This is a genomic window from Erwinia sp. V71 (genome assembly GCF_965644245.1).
GTDB lineage: Bacteria > Pseudomonadota > Gammaproteobacteria > Enterobacterales > Enterobacteriaceae > Erwinia.
The window spans coordinates 14,589-32,215 of the sequence record NZ_CBFFRK010000019.1 but is presented as its reverse complement, the minus strand read 5'-3'; the positions used below and the strand labels follow the sequence as shown (position 1 = coordinate 32,215).

General features: G+C 54.8%; 16 protein-coding genes. 7 read left to right on the top strand and 9 right to left on the bottom strand.

The window, feature by feature from the left end:
• The 4 genes from ACSZO1_RS06845 (at nucleotide 1) to potD (ending at nucleotide 3,133) form a co-directional block, all read left to right on the top strand.
• On the top strand, nucleotides 1-552 hold the full coding sequence (locus ACSZO1_RS06845; RefSeq protein ID WP_437610828.1) for an immunity 42 family protein: 552 nt from the start codon (nucleotides 1-3) through the stop codon (nucleotides 550-552).
• Nucleotides 553-606: 54 nt separating this feature from the next.
• Nucleotides 607-1,161 carry a hypothetical protein gene (locus ACSZO1_RS06840; RefSeq protein WP_437610826.1) on the top strand — a complete coding sequence of 185 codons (555 nt, stop codon included), beginning with the start codon at nucleotides 607-609 and terminating at the stop codon, nucleotides 1,159-1,161.
• A gap of 1 nt (nucleotide 1,162) precedes the next feature.
• A complete protein-coding gene (locus ACSZO1_RS06835) occupies nucleotides 1,163-1,678 on the top strand; it encodes a hypothetical protein (protein WP_437610824.1) in 516 nt (171 codons plus the stop codon).
• A gap of 411 nt (nucleotides 1,679-2,089) precedes the next feature.
• Nucleotides 2,090-3,133 (top strand): spermidine/putrescine ABC transporter substrate-binding protein PotD, encoded by a 1,044-nt coding sequence (potD, locus tag ACSZO1_RS06830; RefSeq protein WP_437610822.1) that lies wholly within the window; start codon nucleotides 2,090-2,092, stop codon nucleotides 3,131-3,133.
• A 321-nt stretch (nucleotides 3,134-3,454) separates the two neighbouring features.
• Here potD and cobB read toward each other — a convergent pair whose 3' ends face one another.
• Genes cobB through lolC form a run of 5 tightly spaced genes read right to left on the bottom strand, consistent with a single transcriptional unit; the run spans nucleotide 3,455 to nucleotide 8,358 of the window.
• On the bottom strand, nucleotides 3,455-4,288 hold the full coding sequence (gene cobB, locus ACSZO1_RS06825; protein WP_437610820.1) for a Sir2 family NAD+-dependent deacetylase: 834 nt from the start codon (nucleotides 4,286-4,288) through the stop codon (nucleotides 3,455-3,457).
• Between the two features lie 14 nt (nucleotides 4,289-4,302).
• Nucleotides 4,303-5,211: an N-acetylglucosamine kinase gene (nagK, locus tag ACSZO1_RS06820; protein ID WP_437610818.1), complete on the bottom strand. Its 909-nt coding sequence runs from the start codon at nucleotides 5,209-5,211 to the stop codon at nucleotides 4,303-4,305.
• 6 nt (nucleotides 5,212-5,217) lie between these two features.
• Nucleotides 5,218-6,462, bottom strand: a complete 1,245-nt coding sequence (gene lolE / locus ACSZO1_RS06815) for a lipoprotein-releasing ABC transporter permease subunit LolE (RefSeq protein ID WP_437610816.1) — start codon at nucleotides 6,460-6,462, stop codon at nucleotides 5,218-5,220.
• Nucleotides 6,462-7,166, bottom strand: coding sequence for a lipoprotein-releasing ABC transporter ATP-binding protein LolD (gene lolD, locus ACSZO1_RS06810; RefSeq protein ID WP_437610814.1), 705 nt, complete (start codon nucleotides 7,164-7,166; stop codon nucleotides 6,462-6,464). Before lolD ends, lolE begins: the two co-directional genes overlap by 1 nt.
• Nucleotides 7,159-8,358 (bottom strand): lipoprotein-releasing ABC transporter permease subunit LolC, encoded by a 1,200-nt coding sequence (lolC, locus tag ACSZO1_RS06805; protein ID WP_437610812.1) that lies wholly within the window; start codon nucleotides 8,356-8,358, stop codon nucleotides 7,159-7,161. The genes lolD and lolC overlap by 8 nt, the downstream gene beginning before the upstream one ends.
• Nucleotides 8,359-8,611: 253 nt before the next feature.
• On the opposite strand from lolC, the gene ACSZO1_RS06800 reads away from it, so the two are divergent.
• On the top strand, nucleotides 8,612-8,821 hold the full coding sequence (locus ACSZO1_RS06800) for a hypothetical protein (RefSeq protein ID WP_437610810.1): 210 nt from the start codon (nucleotides 8,612-8,614) through the stop codon (nucleotides 8,819-8,821).
• 134 nt (nucleotides 8,822-8,955) lie between these two features.
• Nucleotides 8,956-12,399: a transcription-repair coupling factor gene (gene mfd, locus ACSZO1_RS06795; RefSeq protein ID WP_437610862.1), complete on the top strand. Its 3,444-nt coding sequence runs from the start codon at nucleotides 8,956-8,958 to the stop codon at nucleotides 12,397-12,399.
• A 74-nt stretch (nucleotides 12,400-12,473) separates the two neighbouring features.
• On the opposite strand, the gene ACSZO1_RS06790 is transcribed toward mfd, so the two are convergent.
• From ACSZO1_RS06790 to ycfP, 3 genes are all read right to left on the bottom strand, one after another.
• Entirely contained in the window at nucleotides 12,474-13,016 is a 543-nt protein-coding gene (locus tag ACSZO1_RS06790; protein WP_437610808.1) for a glycine zipper 2TM domain-containing protein, read from the bottom strand.
• Nucleotides 13,017-13,317: 301 nt separating this feature from the next.
• Nucleotides 13,318-14,622, bottom strand: coding sequence for an NAD(P)/FAD-dependent oxidoreductase (locus ACSZO1_RS06785; protein ID WP_437610806.1), 1,305 nt, complete (start codon nucleotides 14,620-14,622; stop codon nucleotides 13,318-13,320).
• A 249-nt stretch (nucleotides 14,623-14,871) separates the two neighbouring features.
• Nucleotides 14,872-15,414: an alpha/beta hydrolase YcfP gene (gene ycfP, locus ACSZO1_RS06780; protein ID WP_437610804.1), complete on the bottom strand. Its 543-nt coding sequence runs from the start codon at nucleotides 15,412-15,414 to the stop codon at nucleotides 14,872-14,874.
• Between the two features lie 374 nt (nucleotides 15,415-15,788).
• Here ycfP and ACSZO1_RS06775 point away from each other — a divergent pair, with 374 nt between their 5' ends.
• A complete protein-coding gene (locus ACSZO1_RS06775; protein WP_437610802.1) occupies nucleotides 15,789-16,508 on the top strand; it encodes a hypothetical protein in 720 nt (239 codons plus the stop codon).
• A 31-nt stretch (nucleotides 16,509-16,539) separates the two neighbouring features.
• Here the strand turns inward: ACSZO1_RS06775 and nagZ are convergent, their stop codons facing one another.
• The gene (nagZ, locus tag ACSZO1_RS06770; RefSeq protein ID WP_437610860.1) at nucleotides 16,540-17,580 is read right to left on the bottom strand and encodes a beta-N-acetylhexosaminidase; all 1,041 of its coding nucleotides are present in this window, start codon (nucleotides 17,578-17,580) and stop codon (nucleotides 16,540-16,542) included.
• Nucleotides 17,581-17,627 lie beyond the last annotated feature (47 nt).

Below are 17,627 nucleotides of genomic sequence, written 5' to 3'. Positions count from 1 at the left end.
ATGGTATTCGGTGATCCAAACAACTTCGCTATTCTGATGGAACCCGTCTCAGCATGGAGCGAAGATGCTGGCTATAATAATGGCCTTTTTCATTTCATTATTAATGGGAAGCTGTTCCCTGATAATGCAAGTGTGGCTACACTTGACGGTGATATCAGCTGTCTGTCTGAGGATAGTGCACTCGTAACCATTGTTGAGGACAAGGCGTTGTTCACAGCTGATAAACACACAGCTTTTACAACCATGCTAAATAAAATGTTGCCTGAATTATTGAATCCTGATGCAGATGTTCCAGATGACTTTGTCACGGATTATCGCTACCAGGCGTCGACTTATAACCTGGAAAACAACATGTGTTATGCTTTCGCCGTGGGTCATAATATGGAATTACGTATTCTCGCGGCAAAAACCAGCTATTTATCGGGAAATGACCATGACGGATACCAGTGGGAAAATCTCGACAACCTGGATGTGCAGGAAACTATACTACCCCATAATGAAATAGAGGGCATTATTGCTTCCACAAGAGAATTTTATAAGCATATAAGCTAAAAAAATGCAATCCCGACCCCGGTCGGGATTATTTACTATGAGCAAGGTCACATTATGAAACTTTCTCTTTTTCCAGTCTCTGTTATTTTCGTATTTACGCAAACGGGTTGCGCATTTTTCCCTAACAATAATTTTTACTCTCCACCGTTACAAGATGCTCATTCTTCATGGGTGCGTATCATCGACAACACAGAACAAACCAGCATCTACCAGACATTAAATGGTAAACGTACCGGAGGCTTAATTCGCGCCAGCGAATGGGTTTTACAACATACTCAGGATCGTGGCATGCCGAAAGTAGCCGGTGAAAAATACAATATAGATTACTATGAAACCCCCGTCGTTCCTGGTGTGGAAACCGCTATCGAAAATGTCTATGTCGAAAGTAAATATACCTGCCTGATTACCACCCGTTTTATTCCGGAAAAAGACAAAAAATATGAATTCCGGCTAGAGGCGGATACGTTGCATTACCAGTGCCGCGCAATTGCCAGCGAAATCGTGCAGGACAGCAATGGCCAGTGGAAACGCATACCACTGCAAAACGTACGCTATAGCGCGAAAGAAGGTAGTGGCTGGCATCCGATGCACAGTGATATCGGAAGATAGGATGGACATATTAAATAAAAACTGGACGCCTGAATTTGGTCGCATTATTACCTGGTTTGCGATGGACAAACGAGGGCGAATCGCCGTGATGGTCAACAACTGCTTTGGCAATTTACCCGATGCGCTGCTGTCCATCGCCGATACGGAGTGTTTGCTGGATCAGCTGACGGATTACTTATGGGAAGAGTCGCAGATATTCACTGCTTATCCGCCAAATAAGAAAGGGAAAACCATTCTCGATCTTTACTCTGCCACACAATTTAGTCATATGCGGAATGAGCAGGACGTCGCATGCTGGATAGGTGCGCGTTCAGGCCATGAACATCACATCAGAGAACATAATATTCCCTCTGTTAAAGGATTTTATCTCTATTATGGTGTTGAAGGAAGCTATCCTGGTGAGGATTATCCTGTCGGATATAATGGATACACCGTGATGGGGGATTATTTCAGATTCTTAGGGAAGGTGCGATTAATTCGATGGGAACCATTTTTTCGTCCTGTCATCGTATGGTAAATGAACAAAGAACCGCCCAAAACACTGAAAACGATAGATGAACGGCAATCATTGTAGTCATGAACAGAACTTTGAATGATTAAATCGCACCTTCCTTAGCAGAGAAGAACGTATTGATCCCTATTTGTTGACGGAAAGCGAAATGACAAGCGATATATCAGGCAATTACGATCATTTTCCTGAGTTCGGGCACTATGAGAGTTTAACTCGTCTTGAGCGGTAACCTCTTCGGAGGTAATAAAGCAGTTCCTGGACCGGGCAATACTCCCGCCTGATCGTACCAGTATTGACTGCAGTGCCCTTCCCTGCAGCAAGTCGCAGGCTTGACCCCTGCCCCCCCTGACTTATAATCCCCGCCATTGCTAACCGGCTATGCCTGACAGGGCGCAGCCACCTTTGGGAGGACAGATAATGAAGAAATGGTCACGCTGGCTGGCAGCGGGTGCACTGGTGATGGGCATGCATAGCGCGCAGGCTGATGACAGCAAAACGCTCTATTTCTACAACTGGACAGAGTATGTGCCGCCAGGACTGCTCGAGCAGTTCACCAAAGAGACCGGTATTAAGGTGATCTATTCCACCTATGAATCCAATGAAAGCATGTACGCCAAACTGAAAACCTATAAAGATGGCGCATACGATCTGGTTGTCCCTTCCACTTACTTTGTTGCCAAAATGCGCAACGAAGGCATGATTCAGAAAATTGATAAAAGTAAGCTGACGAATTTCCACAATCTGGATCCGGTACTGCTGAATAAATCGTTCGACCCGAATAATGACTACTCCATTCCTTATATCTGGGGTGCCACCGCAATTGGTATTAACAGCGATGTGATTGACGCAAAAAACGTCACGCGCTGGGCTGATCTGTGGAATCCGGAGTATAAATCGAGCCTGCTGCTGACCGATGACGCGCGTGAAGTGTTCCAGATGGCGTTGCGCAAACTGGGTTATTCCGGCAATACCCGAGATGCAAAACAGATTGAAGCGGCCTATGAAGAGCTGAAAAAACTGATGCCAAACGTACTGACCTTTAACTCGGATAACCCCGGTAATCCGTATATGGAAGGTGAAGTGAATATCGGCATGGTGTGGAACGGCTCAGCATGGGTGGCGCGCCAGGCCGGTACGCCGCTGCAGGTGATCTGGCCGCAGGAAGGCGGCATCTTCTGGATGGACAGCCTCGCCATTCCGGCGAATGCGAAAAACGTCGACGGCGCACTGAAGCTGATTAACTTCCTGCTGCGTCCGGAGATTGCCGCACAGGTGGCAGAAACCATTGGCTATCCGACGCCAAATCTGGCGGCGAAAAAGCGGCTGCCGAAAGCGGTATCGGGTGATCCCTCGCTCTATCCGAGTGATGAAGTGATTAAAAACGGCGAATGGCAGGACGATGTGGGCGATGCCAGCGTGCAGTATGAGACGCTGTTCCAGAAGTTAAAAGCGGGTCGTTAAGCGATTTCCGACGGAAACGTCAGTCATGTCAAACGGCTGACAAATTTAAGACGCACTGAATCTGTCTGTAAGGTATAAACCCAGGGCACGATGCACCTGAAACCTTGCAGCAACGCATAAATTTAAGACGCAGGGAACACGGTCAGCGCAGGAAAGTGGCCCGCGCCATGGACGGCGCGGGCCGAGCCGTCATGGATGACAGGTATTGCGTCTTTCCGGAGCTGACCGTGTTCCCTGTACAGGCTCGGTGTCACAGCGACACCGCCAGAGGTTTCTAATCAGTCTGGAATCACTGACTGAAGGAGAAACCCGCCACCGTGATTACTTATACAACCCCAGCAAAAACGTGCGCACATACAGCGGCACCACTTCACTGGCTAAACCATACTTCTTCTCGGCAAACTCACTGCCCACCTGACTCGGTTCCAGGTTCAGTTCCACGGTATGCGCGCCCTGCAGGCGTGCTTCATGCACAAAACCCGCTGCCGGATAGACATGGCCGGAGGTGCCAATGGCAATAAAGTAATCTGCTTCCGCCAGCGCCTGATAAATCTCATCCATCCCCAGAGGCATCTCGCCAAACCACACCACATGTGGCCGCAGACGCTGCGGGAACTGGCAGCAGTGGCAACGATCGCCTGGCGTCACATCCTCCGTCCAGGCCAGCACCTGCCCGCTGTCGGGGCAACGCACCTTCAGCAGCTCGCCGTGCATATGCAGCACCCGCTCACTGCCCGCACGCTCATGCAGGTTATCGATATTCTGCGTCACCAGCAGAAAGTTATCGCCCAGCACCGATTCCAGCTCCGCCAGCGCCTTATGCGCCGCATTCGGCTGGATCTCCGGCTGCTGCAGCTGACGCCGCCGCGCATTATAAAACGCCTGCACCCGTTCCGGATCGCGGGCAAAGCCTTCCGGCGTCGCCACATCCTCGACCTTGTGTTCCTCCCACAAACCATCACTGGCACGGAAAGTACGAATCCCTGATTCAGCGGAAATCCCTGCCCCGGTCAGCACCACCACATGCGGCAGCGGGTGCGCCAGCAGCTCAGCGCTGCGGTCACGTTCAAAAATACGCTGACGAAACCGCTGGTGGATCTTGCGTCGGTTCTTGCGGTAGCGGGCGAGTCGCAGTCGGCGACGGGGTGTGCGCATACAAGCTCCTTTAGTTACCTGAGATGAAGGAACGCGGCGCCGCGCGTTCCTCCGGCATCGCCATGACGGGCCTGCGCGAAACGCGGTGTTCTGGCAACCGGTAACAGGTACTTCGCCACCCGCTGTTCCAGCCCGTCATACAATGCAGCAAAATTGGATAATCCTCCGCCCAGCACCACCAGATGCGGATCCACCAGCGTCAGCAGGCTGCCCAGACAGGCAGCTAACAGCTCGCAGTAACGTTCAGTATGTGCCTGCGCCAGCTTATCGCCCTGATAATAGCGGGTGATAATCTCGGGCGCACTGAGCGTCTGCTGCGTGTCATAGTGCCATAACCAGGCAAAACCGGTGCCGGAGAGCAGGGTTTCAATACAACCGCGTTTGCCGCAGCCGCATTGTGGCAAAGGAAAATCGCGCCCGAGGATATCAAGTACATCGACCGGCAGACGCAGATGCCCCAGCTCGCCGGTAATGTAATTGCGCCCGGTCACCGGTTTGCCATCGACAATCAGCCCGCCGCCCACTCCGGTGCCGAGGATCAGGCCAAACACCACCGGGTATGCCTGAAACTCATCGTCCCAGGCTTCAGAAAGCGCAAAACAGTTGGCATCGTTATCGATACGGACTTCACGCTGCAAGCGTTGCGCGAGATCCGCCTGCAAAGTTCTGCCACGCGCCGCGGGCACATTAGCGCTGAACAACGTGCCATCATCCGGCACCGGCAATCCCGGCACGCCGATACCGACAGTGCCCTGCTGTCCGGTGCGGCGATCCGCCTCATGCACCAGTTGCTCCAGCGTCGCCAGCAGCCGGGAATAATCATCGCGCGGCGTCGGCACACGCGTACTCCACACCGGCTGGCGCTGACTGTCATAAATGCCGAGGGCGATTTTCGTGCCGCCCATATCAAGGCCATAATACATGCGTGATTATTGTCCGCTCAGCACTCGCGCCGGGTCGATACGGCTGGCGCGCCGTGCCGGATACCAGCTGGCCAGCAGACTCAGCACTATCGCCGTCGCCAGCACCGAAATCACATCCAGCCAGTGCAGTTCCGACGGCAGGAAGTCGATAAAATAGATATCGCCGGACAGGAAATGGTGGCCGATCAGAGTTTCCACGCCACGAATCAGCGCGGTGAGATTCAGCGCGGCCAGCACCCCCACCACCACGCCACTGATACTGCCCAGCAAACCTGCCAGCAAACCGTACCAGACAAAGATAGCGCGGATCAGACCATCTTTCGCCCCCAGGGTACGCAACACGGCAATATCGCTGCTCTTATCTTTTACCGCCATCACCAGCGTGGAGACGATATTAAAACAGGCCACGCCAATCACCAGCACCATCGCCAGATACATAATGGCGCGGATCATCTGGATATCGCGGTACATATAGCCATAGGTGCCAATCCAGCTGCGGATATACACGTAGGAGTGCGTCACTTCGCCCGCATCGCGCACCAGCTTACTGGCGCTAAACGGGTCAGTCATTTTCAGCGCGATGCCGGTAATATTGTCGCCCATTGCCAGATATTGCTGCGCATCGGCCAGCGGCACCAGCGCCAGGCTGTGGTCCAGCATGCCGCTCAGTTGCAGAATACCGCTGACCTGCAGACGGACACGTTTTGGCTGCAGCAGCTTCTGTTCGGCATCACTGTTGGGGATCATAATCGTCAGCCAGTCACCCTGCTTCAGATTGAGCGATTTCGCCACCCCGCTGCCGACAATCACCTGCTGTTTACCAGGCTGGAAGCTGGCCCAGGCGTTATCCTGCACATACTTTGGCAGTGCGCTCAGGCGCAGTTCCTGCTGCGGATCGACACCTTTAACCTGGATCGCCTGCAGCTTCGCGCCGCTCTCAATCAGGCCGGTAAAATTGATGTAGGGTGCCGCCGCCGCGATGCCAGGCACCTGCTCAATACGCGGCAGCATGCTCTGCCAGCCGGTAAACGGCGGATTAACCGCTTCGATTTCACCGTGCGGCACCACCGCCAGAATGCGGTTGTTCAGCTCACGCTCAAAGCCGTTCATCGCACTGAGTCCGACAATCAGCACCGCCACACCCAGTGCGATACCGACGGTGGAGATAATCGAAATCAGCGATACCATACCGCCGCGCCGGCGACCGCGGCTGAAGCGCAGCCCCAGCAGCAGGGATAACGAAGAAGTCATCAGAGCACTCCTGCCAGCGTCAGCTGGTCGCTCAGCTGACCATCGCGCATCTCCATCTGCCGCTTCAGGCGTTTTGCCAGATGCAGATCGTGAGTCACCACCAGGAAGGCGGTGCCCTGACGCACATTCAGTTCACCGAGCAGATCGAAAATCGCATCCGCATTACGCGCATCAAGGTTACCGGTCGGCTCATCCGCCAGTACCAGCCGTGGCTGATTCACCAGCGCACGGGCAATCGCCACGCGCTGACGTTCACCGCCAGAGAGTTCTGAAGGACGATGAGCGGCGCGTTTCTCCAGCCCGACCGCTGACAGCATTTCGCGCGCGCGATCCTGCGCCTGTGCTTTACTGATTTTGCCAATCAGCAGCGGCATCGCCACATTTTCCAGCGCGGTGAAATCCGGCAGCAGATGGTGGAACTGGTAGATAAAGCCCAGCTCACGGTTACGCAGTTCCGCTTTGGCGGATGAAGAGAGTTTATTCAGCGACTGACCGTCAAACACCACCTCACCGGAGGTCGGAGAATCCAGCCCGCCGAGCAGATGCATCAGGGTACTTTTCCCCGAACCAGAGCTGCCGACAATCGCCATCATTTCACCCTGCTCAATGCTGAAAGAGACATTGCGCAGCACATCTGTCTGCACGCTGCCTTCCTGGTAGCATTTGCACAGTTCGTGGCACTGCAACAGGATCGAATTACTCATAGCGTAAAGCCTCAGCGGGTTGAACGGCGGCAGCGCGCCAGGAAGGATAAAGCGTCGACAACAGCGCAACCGCCATCGCCGTCAGGGCAATCGCCACCACCTGCCATGGCGAAATCGCTACCGGCAGCGCAGCGCCATCCAGCAGCATGCCAATCAGTGGCATCAGGTTATTCAGCTGGCTGGCCAGCAGCACGCCCAGCAATGCGCCGAGCAGCGAACCAATAATTCCGGCGCTGGCGCCCTGCACCATAAACACCAGCACAATCTGGCGGCGTGTCAGCCCCTGGGTTTGCAGAATTGCCACTTCGCCCTGCTTCTCCATAATCAGCAGGCCAAGCGAGGTAATGATATTGAATGCCGCTACCGCCACAATCAGGCTCAGCAGCAGGCCCATCATATTCTTCTCCATGCGTACGGCCTGGAACAGCTCGCCTTTGCGTTCGCGCCAGTCTTTCCATACCAGCCCGTCCGGCAGTGTCTGCTGGCTCAGCGTATCGACACTCAGCGGTTCCTGCAGCCACAGCCGCCAGCCGGTGATGTTGCCCGCCGGGTAACGCATCAGGCGCGATGCATCCTGCTGGTTAACCAGAATCTGATAGCCGTCAACTTCGCTGTTGGCCGCAAACGTGCCAATCACCTTAAACAGACGCTGGCTCGGCAGGCGGCCCATCGGGGTAAACTGGCTGGCGGAAGGCACCATCAGACGAATGCTTTCGCCACGCTTCACACCAAGCTGCCCGGCCAGCTGCTCGCCGAGAATGACGTTATATTGCCCGGCCTGCAGATCCTGCTGTTTCACATTCACCAGATATGGCGTCAGCGGGTCTTTTTCGTCCGGCTGAATACCAAGCATCACGCCAACCGCCACGCTGCGCGCGCTCTGCAGTACCACATCACCGGTGGTTAATGGCGCAACGCGGCTGACACCCTGCAGATGCAGGCTGTCCGGGGTCAGTTGCTGAGGATTCACCGAGCCTTTGTCGCTGGTTACCAGCGCCTGAGGCATCAGGCCAAGAATATTGTTTTCCAGCTCACGCTCGAAGCCGTTCATTACCGATAACACGGTAACCAGCGCCAGCACACCGAGCGTAATGCCGATCGTGGAAAGCCAGGAGACAAACCGGCCAAAGCGGTCTGAGGCTCGTCCGCGCATGTAACGCAGACCAATAAATAACGCAACAGGTTGATACATGTAATCCGTCTTATGCCGCCAGCTGATGCAAAGTAAGCAGGATGATAAAGGAGTGCCCCGCTTTATGGAACCTCTAAGCCTCTGAGTCTGCGGCAAACCGCGTAAAGATGGCGTTGACAAAACAGCAAATGGCGAAAAATAGCCCAGTAATTGCTCACTAATGCGGCAATTGCCTGCGATGCACAAAGCGTAGACTATAATCACATACAATGGGTATGTGTATTATGCCGTGGCAACGGCGTGGAGTAGCACCATGTTCAGATATCCCAAAGGCAGCATCGTGAAACATAAATCCGGTGATATCAAAGGCGAAGTGGTTAACGTTTTAGAACAGGGAGATGCGCCGACCGGTTACTACGTCAGATGGGATGACGGCAATCACAGCTACCATGTCGAGCGCGACCTGTGCTGGGCAAATATTGACCGGCCACGCATGCACTATTCACAGCCCTCGATGAGGTAGACGCGTATCTCCCCGGTTCTCGCTGCAGCAACCTGATCCGCCAGCACAAAAATCTGTTCGCAATCAGGTGATCCCTGGCGCGTTCTGTGAAATCATTATTGTCATATGTGATTGAAGAGAACGCTAAACCGACTATGCCACAACAGACCCGCTATGCCCTGCCTGTGAAAGCCGGTGATCGCTCCCTGCTCGGGCAGCTGACCGGTGCGGCTTGTGCCGTTGAGTGCGCTGAAATTATTGAACGTCATCGTGGTCCGGTGATGTTAATCGCACCTGATATGCAAAACGCCCTGCGTCTGCAGGATGAGATCCAGCAGTTTACCGATCAGCCGGTCACCACGCTGGCAGACTGGGAAACCCTGCCTTTCGACAGTTTTTCACCGCATCAGGAGATTATCTCCTCACGTCTGTCGACGCTGTATCAGCTGCCATCGATGCAGTGCGGCGTACTGATCCTGCCGGTGAATACCCTGATGCAGCGCGTCTGTCCGCACAGTTTTCTGCACGGCCATGCGCTGGTGATGCAGAAAGGCCAGCACCTGTCGCGCGATACGGTGCGCGACCAGCTGGAGCAGGCCGGGTATCGTCATGTCGATCAGGTGATGGAGCATGGCGAATACGCCACGCGCGGCGCGTTGCTCGATCTCTATCCGATGGGCAGCGACCAGCCGCATCGTATTGACTTCTTTGATGATGAAATTGACAGCCTGCGGCTGTTTGATGTCGATTCACAGCGCACGCTGGAAGAAGTGGCGGCGATTAACTTGCTGCCCGCCCATGAATTTCCCACCGATAAAACCGCGATTGAGCTGTTCCGCAGCCAGTGGCGCGAACAGTTCGATGTGAAACGCGAAGCCGAGCATATCTATCAGCAGGTCAGCAAAGGCACGCTGCCAGCCGGGATTGAATACTGGCAGCCGCTGTTCTTCGGGCAGCCGCTGCCTGCGCTGTTCAGCTATCTGCCGGACAATACGCTGGTGCTGAACACCGGCGATCTGGAAAGCAGCGCTGATCGTTTCTGGCTCGACGTCAATGCACGTTATGAAAACCGCCGCGTCGACCCGATGCGTCCCCTGTTGTCACCAGAAACACTCTGGCTGCGCACCGACGAACTGTTCAGTGAACTGAAACAGTGGCCGCGTATGCAGCTGAGCAGCGATCTGCTGGCGGAAAAAGCCGCTCACACCAACCTTGATTATCAGCCGTTGCCGGATCTGACCGTGCAGGCACAGGCCAAAGCGCCACTGGATAATCTGCGCCGTTTTCTGGAAAGTTTTCCCGGCCCGGTGATCTTCTCCGTCGAAAGTGAAGGCCGCCGCGAAACACTGCAGGAACTGCTGGCACGCATCAAACTGGCGCCGAAAGTGATTCATCGTCTCGACGAAGCCAGCGCAGCGGGCCATTACCTGATGATTGGTGCCAGCGAACGCGGTTTTATTGACGGCCTGCGCCAGCGCGCGCTGATTTGTGAGAGCGACCTGCTCGGCGAACGCGTCAGCCGCCGCCGTCAGGACAGTCGCCGCACCATCAATCCTGATGTGCTGATCCGCAACCTCGCCGAACTGCACGCTGGCCAGCCGGTAGTGCATCTGGAGCACGGCGTCGGGCGCTATATTGGCCTGACCACGCTGGAAACCGGCGGCATTACCGCGGAATACCTGATGCTGGCCTACGCCGGTGACGCCAAACTGTATGTGCCGGTGTCGTCGTTGCATCTGATCAGCCGTTACGCGGGCGGCGCGGATGAAAATGCGCCGCTGCACAAACTGGGCAGTGATGCCTGGTCACGCGCGCGCCAGAAGGCGGCAGAAAAAGTGCGCGATGTGGCGGCAGAATTGCTGGATATCTACGCTCAGCGTGCCGCCAAATCCGGTTTTGCCTTTAAACATAACCGCGAGCAGTATCAGCTGTTTTGTGAAAGCTTCCCGTTCGACACCACGCCCGACCAGGCACAGGCAATCAATGCCGTGCTGAGTGATATGTGCCAGCCGCTGGCAATGGATCGTCTGGTGTGTGGCGACGTCGGTTTCGGTAAAACCGAAGTGGCGATGCGTGCCGCCTTCCTTGCCATCGAGAACAACAAGCAGGTGGCGGTGCTGGTGCCCACCACCCTGCTGGCACAGCAGCATTTTGACAACTTCCGCGACCGTTTTGCCAACTGGCCGGTGCGTATTGAAATGCTGTCGCGTTTCCGCACCGCGAAAGAGCAGGCGCAGGTGATTGAACAGGCCAGAGAAGGCAAGATCGATATTCTGATCGGCACCCATAAGCTGCTGATGAGCGATATAAAATGGCATGACCTGGGTCTGCTGATTGTCGACGAAGAGCACCGTTTCGGCGTGCGTCACAAAGAGCGCATCAAAGCGATGCGTGCGGATGTCGATATCCTCACCCTGACCGCCACGCCGATCCCACGTACGCTGAATATGGCGATGAGCGGCATGCGCGACCTGTCGATTATTGCCACGCCTCCGGCGCGCCGTCTGGCAGTGAAGACCTTTGTGCGTGAATATGACGACCTGGTGGTACGCGAGGCGATCCTGCGTGAAACCCTGCGCGGTGGCCAGGTCTACTATCTGTATAACGATGTGGAAAATATCGAGAAAGCGGCCGACCGGCTGGCGAAGCTGGTGCCGGAAGCGCGTTTCGCCATCGGCCACGGCCAGATGCGTGAACGTGAGCTGGAACGGGTAATGAATGATTTCCACCACCAGCGCTTTAATGTGCTGGTGTGTACCACCATCATTGAAACCGGTATCGATATTGCCACCGCCAATACCATTATTATTGAGCGCGCTGACCACTTTGGTCTCGCGCAGCTGCACCAGCTGCGTGGCCGCGTCGGGCGTTCTCACCACCAGGCTTACGCCTGGCTGCTGACGCCGCATCCGAAAGCGATGACCGCCGATGCCCATAAACGACTGGAAGCCATCGCTTCACTGGAAGACCTGGGCGCTGGTTTTGCGCTGGCCACCCATGACCTGGAAATCCGTGGCGCGGGTGAACTGCTGGGCGAAGACCAGAGCGGTCAGATGGAAACCATTGGCTTCTCACTGTATATGGAGTTGCTGGAAAATGCCGTCGACGCGTTAAAAGCGGGGCGCGAGCCGTCGCTGGAAGACCTTACCAGCAACCAGACGGAAATCGAGCTGCGCATGCCATCCCTGCTGCCGGATGATTTTATTCCGGACGTGAATACCCGCCTGTCGCTGTATAAGCGTATTGCCAGTGCGAAAGAGGAAAGCGAGCTGGAAGAGCTGAAAGTGGAGCTGATTGACCGCTTCGGCCTGCTGCCGGATGCCGCACGTAATCTGCTGGATATCGCGGCACTGCGTCTGACTGCACAGAAGCTGGGCGTGCGCCGTATTGAAGGCAATGAGAAAGGCGGCTTTATCGAGTTTGCTGAGAAAAATAAAGTCGACCCGGGCTGGCTGATTGGCCTGCTGCAGAAAGATCCGCAGCACTGGCGGCTCGACGGCCCGACGCGGCTGAAGTTTATCCGCGACCTCGGTGAACGTAAGCTGCGCATGAAATGGGTGCGCGACTTTATGGCGCAAATGATGGAAAACGCGGCCTGAAAACAATCAACCCCGGCATGCCGGGGTTGATTATTTGCATCCCTCCGCCATTGGTGACGGAAGGTGCTTCAGCATTACGCCTGATTGTTATTCAGCACCAGCTGGCCTTTGTTATCCAGCGGGATCTGCGTACCAGGGTCATTCTGCATGCGAATCTTGCCCTGCTGGTCGCCGATTTTGTAGGTCACGTCGTAACCCAGCATTTTCTCCTGCTTATCGTAGACCGTCTTACAGCGCTGTTCCGTGGTGGTGTAGGTATCACGTTCCTGCAATGCGCCCTGTACCTGATTACCGCCGTAGCCACCCGCCAGCGCACCAGCAACGGTTGCCACGTCACGACCGCGGCCACCACCAAACTGGTGACCAATCACGCCACCGGCGACCGCACCCAGTACGGAACCCGCGATACGGTTTTCATCCTGCACCGGACGACGGTGTGTCAGGGTGACATTCCGGCACTCCTGACGGGGTGTCTTCACGGTTTCTTTAATGGGTGTTGCGGAGAGCACCTGAGCATATTGCGGGCCGCTGTTGAATACGTTCATACCTGCGACAGCCGCCACGCCCAGCGCTGCTGCCACACCGATTCCAACACCCGCTAACATTGATTTATTCACAGGAAATCCTCCTGAAGTGTTACCGCGCATTGCTGTGCCGCTGACGTTGTTATCGTCCAGTTCTGGCATTCCCGGCGTGCGCGACGCGCCGTGGTCATTTATGTGAATTTTGCGTTAAGGTAACGAAACGCGACATCAGAAAAATGGAAGAAATGGCGCAAAAGCGGTGATAAGGAAAACCTTTCAGAGTGTTCTGATGCCTGGGGAAAAGTGCGGGTCATGAGAGGAAAGCATTATCGTGACACTGTCACAATATGACTGGCGGACAAAAAAATGGCGGGAATTCTCCCGCCAGTATCAGTTAGTGCAGCTTCAGACGCGGACGGATCACGCGGTTGATACTGCCAACCAGCATCATCAGGCCAGTCTTGAAGTAACCGTGCAGGGCAATCTGGTGCATACGGTACAGTGAGATGTAGACCATACGTGCAATACGCCCTTCCACCATCATGGAACCACGCATCAGGTTACCCATCAGGCTGCCGACGGTACTGAAGCGCGACAGCGACACCAGTGAACCGTGGTCTTTATAAACGTAAGCCTTCTGTGGCTGACCTTTGCGCCGCGCCAGAATATTGCTCAGCACACGTGATGCCATCTGGTGTGCAGACTGCGCACGCGGTGGCACAAAGCCCCCACCCGGCAGCGCGCAGGAAGCACAGTCGCCGATGGCATAGATATCGTCATCCTGCGTAGTCTGCAGCGTCTCTTTCACCACCAGCTGGTTGATGCGGTTGGTTTCCAGGCCGCCGAACTCTTTCATAAAGTCAGGCGCTTTAATCCCCGCCGCCCAGACCATCAGATCTGCAGAGATAAATTCACCGGATTTGGTGTTCAGGCCATTGGCATCGGCGCTGGTAACCATGGTTTGCGTCAGCACGCGCACACCGAGCTTGGTCAGCTCCTGGTGCGCCGCAGCGGAAATGCGCGGTGGCAGCGCAGGCAGAATACGCTCGCCCGCTTCCACCAGCGTGACATTCAGTGCAGAGCTGTCGAGGTTTTTGTAGCCGTAGCTGTGCAGCTGTTTCACTGCGTTGTGCAGTTCCGCCGACAGTTCAACGCCGGTGGCACCGCCGCCGACGATGGCGATATTGACCTTCTCCTGCGTCCCTTCACTGGAAGAGAACTTCAGGAACAGGTTAAGCATTTCGTTATGGAAACGACGCGCCTGGCTCGGGTTATCGAGGAAGATGCAGTGATCTTTAACACCCGGCGTGCCAAAGTCGTTCGAGGTACTGCCCAGCGCCATCACCAGCGTGTCATACGCCAGTTCGCGCGCGGGCACCAGCAGTTCGCCCTGCGCGTCACGGATTTCCGCCAGTTGCAGACGTTTGGTTTCGCGGTTCAGATCGGTCACCGTCCCCAGCTGGAACTGGAAATGGTGATTACGCGCATGCGCCAGATAACTCAGCGCATCGATCCCTTCGTCCAGCGAACCGGTCGCCACTTCATGCAGCAAGGGTTTCCATAAATGGCTGTTATTACGGTCAATCAGCGTGATTTCCGCTTTCTTTTTGCGGCCCAGTTTATGACCCAGCTGAGTAGCCAGCTCCAGTCCCCCTGCGCCACCACCGACGATGACAATTTTTTCCATTGGCGTAGTCAAAAGACCCCCTCAAAATGTAAACCAATCGTTAACTAAAGGTTACTTGTAATATCCTTAGTAAACATAGGGTTGGCGAACCTTAATCGCAATCTGCAGGCAGGATATCACGGCAGGGTAATTGGGTCATACCAAAATTGATCGGCGTCAATTTTAAATGCGGAAACCAGGATTAATACGCAAAGACAGGGTAGCGCGGGTGGTGAGAGGAAATATGGGGCATACGCAGATACCCCAGGCAAAATACTGCGCTTAGCCGGGCAGCTTAAACGCCTTAATGCGTTGTAAATGTGGAGAAATATTTTTGAACTTATGTCCCTGCTCTTCATCCCAGATAATCGGATAGAAAGGATGCAGCGTCTGCGCACTGCGCTGATTATCCAGCACCTCATCGCGGCGGGAGAGGATCGTCAGGCAACGGTCACGGTTCTTTTCCCGGAAGTTACTGACGCATTTAGTGGCAATATCCAGATACTCTTCTGGCCGGTCGATCCTGCCCGTCATATTTTCGTACGGGAACAGATTCGGGTTAAACATGACCTGCCGAATGTTACAAAGAAAACCGATACGTTCTGACCAGTAGCCACCCAGCCCGACACCACAAATCAACGGGTGTTCATCATCACTCAGCTGCAGCATTTTATCGGTCTCTTTCAGCAAATGCTGCATATCGTGCCGGGGATGCAGCGTGCTGTAACTGAGCAGACGTACATCCGGGTCAATAAACTGCAGCTGCAGCACCTTCTCATGATTACCCGGGCTGTTCGAATCAAAACCGTGCAGATAGATGATCATCGTTATCCTCACCTTTGATTAACCAGAGCTGATGGTAGCGCTGACGCAATGCCCCGGGATTGATCAATGACATATTATCGGGATGAAGTCAGAAAATTTGACTTAAGATCAAAACTGTACGATTTTGCAATAAAAATTACCAATATCTTCCAATTACATTAAAGAATTCTTACATATTGTCGATGTACCTCTTTAGCGTTCTTACTACTCGTAGAGGGCATTATGGGCATAACAAATATAAAAACTGGAATTTATCCAGACGCGGGCAGAACAGAACCGGCACTCAAAACACAGCACTCACTTCCGATGACAGCGTATGGCACAAACCTTTACCGGCTGCGGTCGTGACGATTTCTCAGGAAACTGTCAACCGTGTGTTAACGACGCCAGCAGAGCAGACCCAGTCATTAAGCAAGGAAGAGAGGGAAGCCAGCCTGCGTCAGGTTGCAGCCATGCGCTTTATCTACCAGCAACCGGTGCGCGATCTCAGCGTTGATACCTCCAGCGATCCCTTTACCGCCGAAGATGCTGCAACCCTGGCGCCGCTGCTCGACATGACCACGGATACCGACAGTATTAATGTTTTTGCCACGGCGCTAAATAAGGTCCTGCGTGAAAATAATGCCAATGCAGACAACATCGACAATTCTGATACATCACAGGCGGTTTCTCTCGCGATGACCCAGGCCAAACTGAACAAACTGGTAGAAAAGTACGTCAGCAGTGACAACCAGCAGCAGGCTGGTGCGATTGTTACTACGCTGATGAACAGCAAATTTACGGAGCGTGAAGACGTGCAAAAAGACCTGGCGCAGGCGACACTGAAGATTGCACAAAAGTATGGCAGCGCTGACCATATCGCGCAGGCGGAAAGCTATCTACAACAGGTGGAGCAAGGGACGTCGCGTGCGCAGCAGGAACTGACGCAGATACTGCAGATTACCGCACAGAGCAGTAATATGGATGAAGCCTTTGCCGGTTTTGCCGCAATAGTGAAGAGCAACGGATTTGACAGCACGAGCCAAAACAACGTGTTAAAACAACTGGATGCTTACCAGGCGCAGTGGCAGAGTTTTATCCAGTCACTGGCCTGATACGATCTGGCCGCCCGCCGGCGGCCAGCCGTTAACGCCCGGCTTTATACGCCAGCCAGCGTTCCTGCAACTGGCTCAGCTGCTGGCTGGTGTTTTTCCAGCGCGCTGATTGTTGCAGTTCCTGACGGCTGAACGTGCCTTTGTGATACAGCTGGCTGACGCGCTCAGCCTGGGTAAAGGCCAGATTATCCAGCACGCTGACCGCACCCGCGCGGTTGTTGCACACCAGAATCATATCGCAGCCCGCATCCAGTGACGCCTGGCCGCGCTCGGCATAACTGCCCATAATCGCCGCCCCTTCCATCGACAAATCGTCAGAGAAAATCAAGCCGTTAAAGCCCAGTTCGCCACGCAGCACGGTTTTCAGCCAGTGCGGCGAACCGCTGGCAGGACGCGAATCAACCTGCGTGTAGATAACATGCGCGGGCATAATCGCATCCAGCGCCTGTTCGTCAATCAGCTGGCGGAAAATCTGCATATCGTGCTGACGGATCAGCGCTTCATCACGCTCATCACGCGGCGTCTCTTTATGTGAATCTGCACTGACCGCGCCATGCCCCGGGAAATGTTTACCGGTGGTTTTCATCCCCGCTTCGTGCATCCCGGCAATAAAACGCCGCGCCATACTCAGCGCAATCGCCGGGTCTTCGTGGAAGGAGCGCTCGCCAATCGCTGCGCTGAGGTGACCAATATCCAGCACCGGCGCAAAGCTGATATCGATATCCATCGCAATCATTTCCGATGCCATCAGCCAGCCAGCCTGCTGCGCCAGTTCGCCCGCCTGGGTGCTGTCGTTTAACGCCGCGAAAGACTGCATCGCAGGCAGCGTGGTAAAACCGTCGCGGAACCGCTGGACGCGTCCGCCTTCCTGGTCCACCGCCACCACCAGACGACTGCGCGACGCCGCGCGGATCTGGTGCACCAGCTCACGCAGTTGCGCCGGATCGTGGTAATTGCGGGTAAACAGAATCAGACCGCCCACCAGCGGATGCTGCAAAATTTCGCGCTCTTCTGCATCCAGTTCATAGCTCTGCACATCAAGCATCACCGGGCCGGGCGTGGTCAACTCCATCATGTTTCTTTTCCTCTAAAAATGCAGGCGCTTATCATAGGCGATCG

Excerpts from the sequence above, each read along its gene's own strand:
- ACSZO1_RS06845 (WP_437610828.1), top strand. The coding sequence starts at position 1 with ATGGTATTCGGTGATCCAAACAACTTCGCTATTCTGATGGAACCCGTC.
- lolC (WP_437610812.1), bottom strand. The coding sequence starts at position 8,358 with ATGTATCAACCTGTTGCGTTATTTATTGGTCTGCGTTACATGCGCGGA.
- cobB (WP_437610820.1), bottom strand. The coding sequence starts at position 4,288 with ATGCGCACACCCCGTCGCCGACTGCGACTCGCCCGCTACCGCAAGAAC.
- ycfP (WP_437610804.1), bottom strand. The coding sequence starts at position 15,414 with ATGATCATCTATCTGCACGGTTTTGATTCGAACAGCCCGGGTAATCAT.
- ACSZO1_RS06835 (WP_437610824.1), top strand. The coding sequence starts at position 1,163 with ATGGACATATTAAATAAAAACTGGACGCCTGAATTTGGTCGCATTATT.
- lolE (WP_437610816.1), bottom strand. The coding sequence starts at position 6,462 with ATGACTTCTTCGTTATCCCTGCTGCTGGGGCTGCGCTTCAGCCGCGGT.
- nagK (WP_437610818.1), bottom strand. The coding sequence starts at position 5,211 with ATGTATTATGGCCTTGATATGGGCGGCACGAAAATCGCCCTCGGCATT.
- potD (WP_437610822.1), top strand. The coding sequence starts at position 2,090 with ATGAAGAAATGGTCACGCTGGCTGGCAGCGGGTGCACTGGTGATGGGC.
- ACSZO1_RS06840 (WP_437610826.1), top strand. The coding sequence starts at position 607 with ATGAAACTTTCTCTTTTTCCAGTCTCTGTTATTTTCGTATTTACGCAA.
- lolD (WP_437610814.1), bottom strand. The coding sequence starts at position 7,166 with ATGAGTAATTCGATCCTGTTGCAGTGCCACGAACTGTGCAAATGCTAC.
- ACSZO1_RS06800 (WP_437610810.1), top strand. The coding sequence starts at position 8,612 with ATGTTCAGATATCCCAAAGGCAGCATCGTGAAACATAAATCCGGTGAT.
- mfd (WP_437610862.1), top strand. The coding sequence starts at position 8,956 with ATGCCACAACAGACCCGCTATGCCCTGCCTGTGAAAGCCGGTGATCGC.
- nagZ (WP_437610860.1), bottom strand. The coding sequence starts at position 17,580 with ATGGAGTTGACCACGCCCGGCCCGGTGATGCTTGATGTGCAGAGCTAT.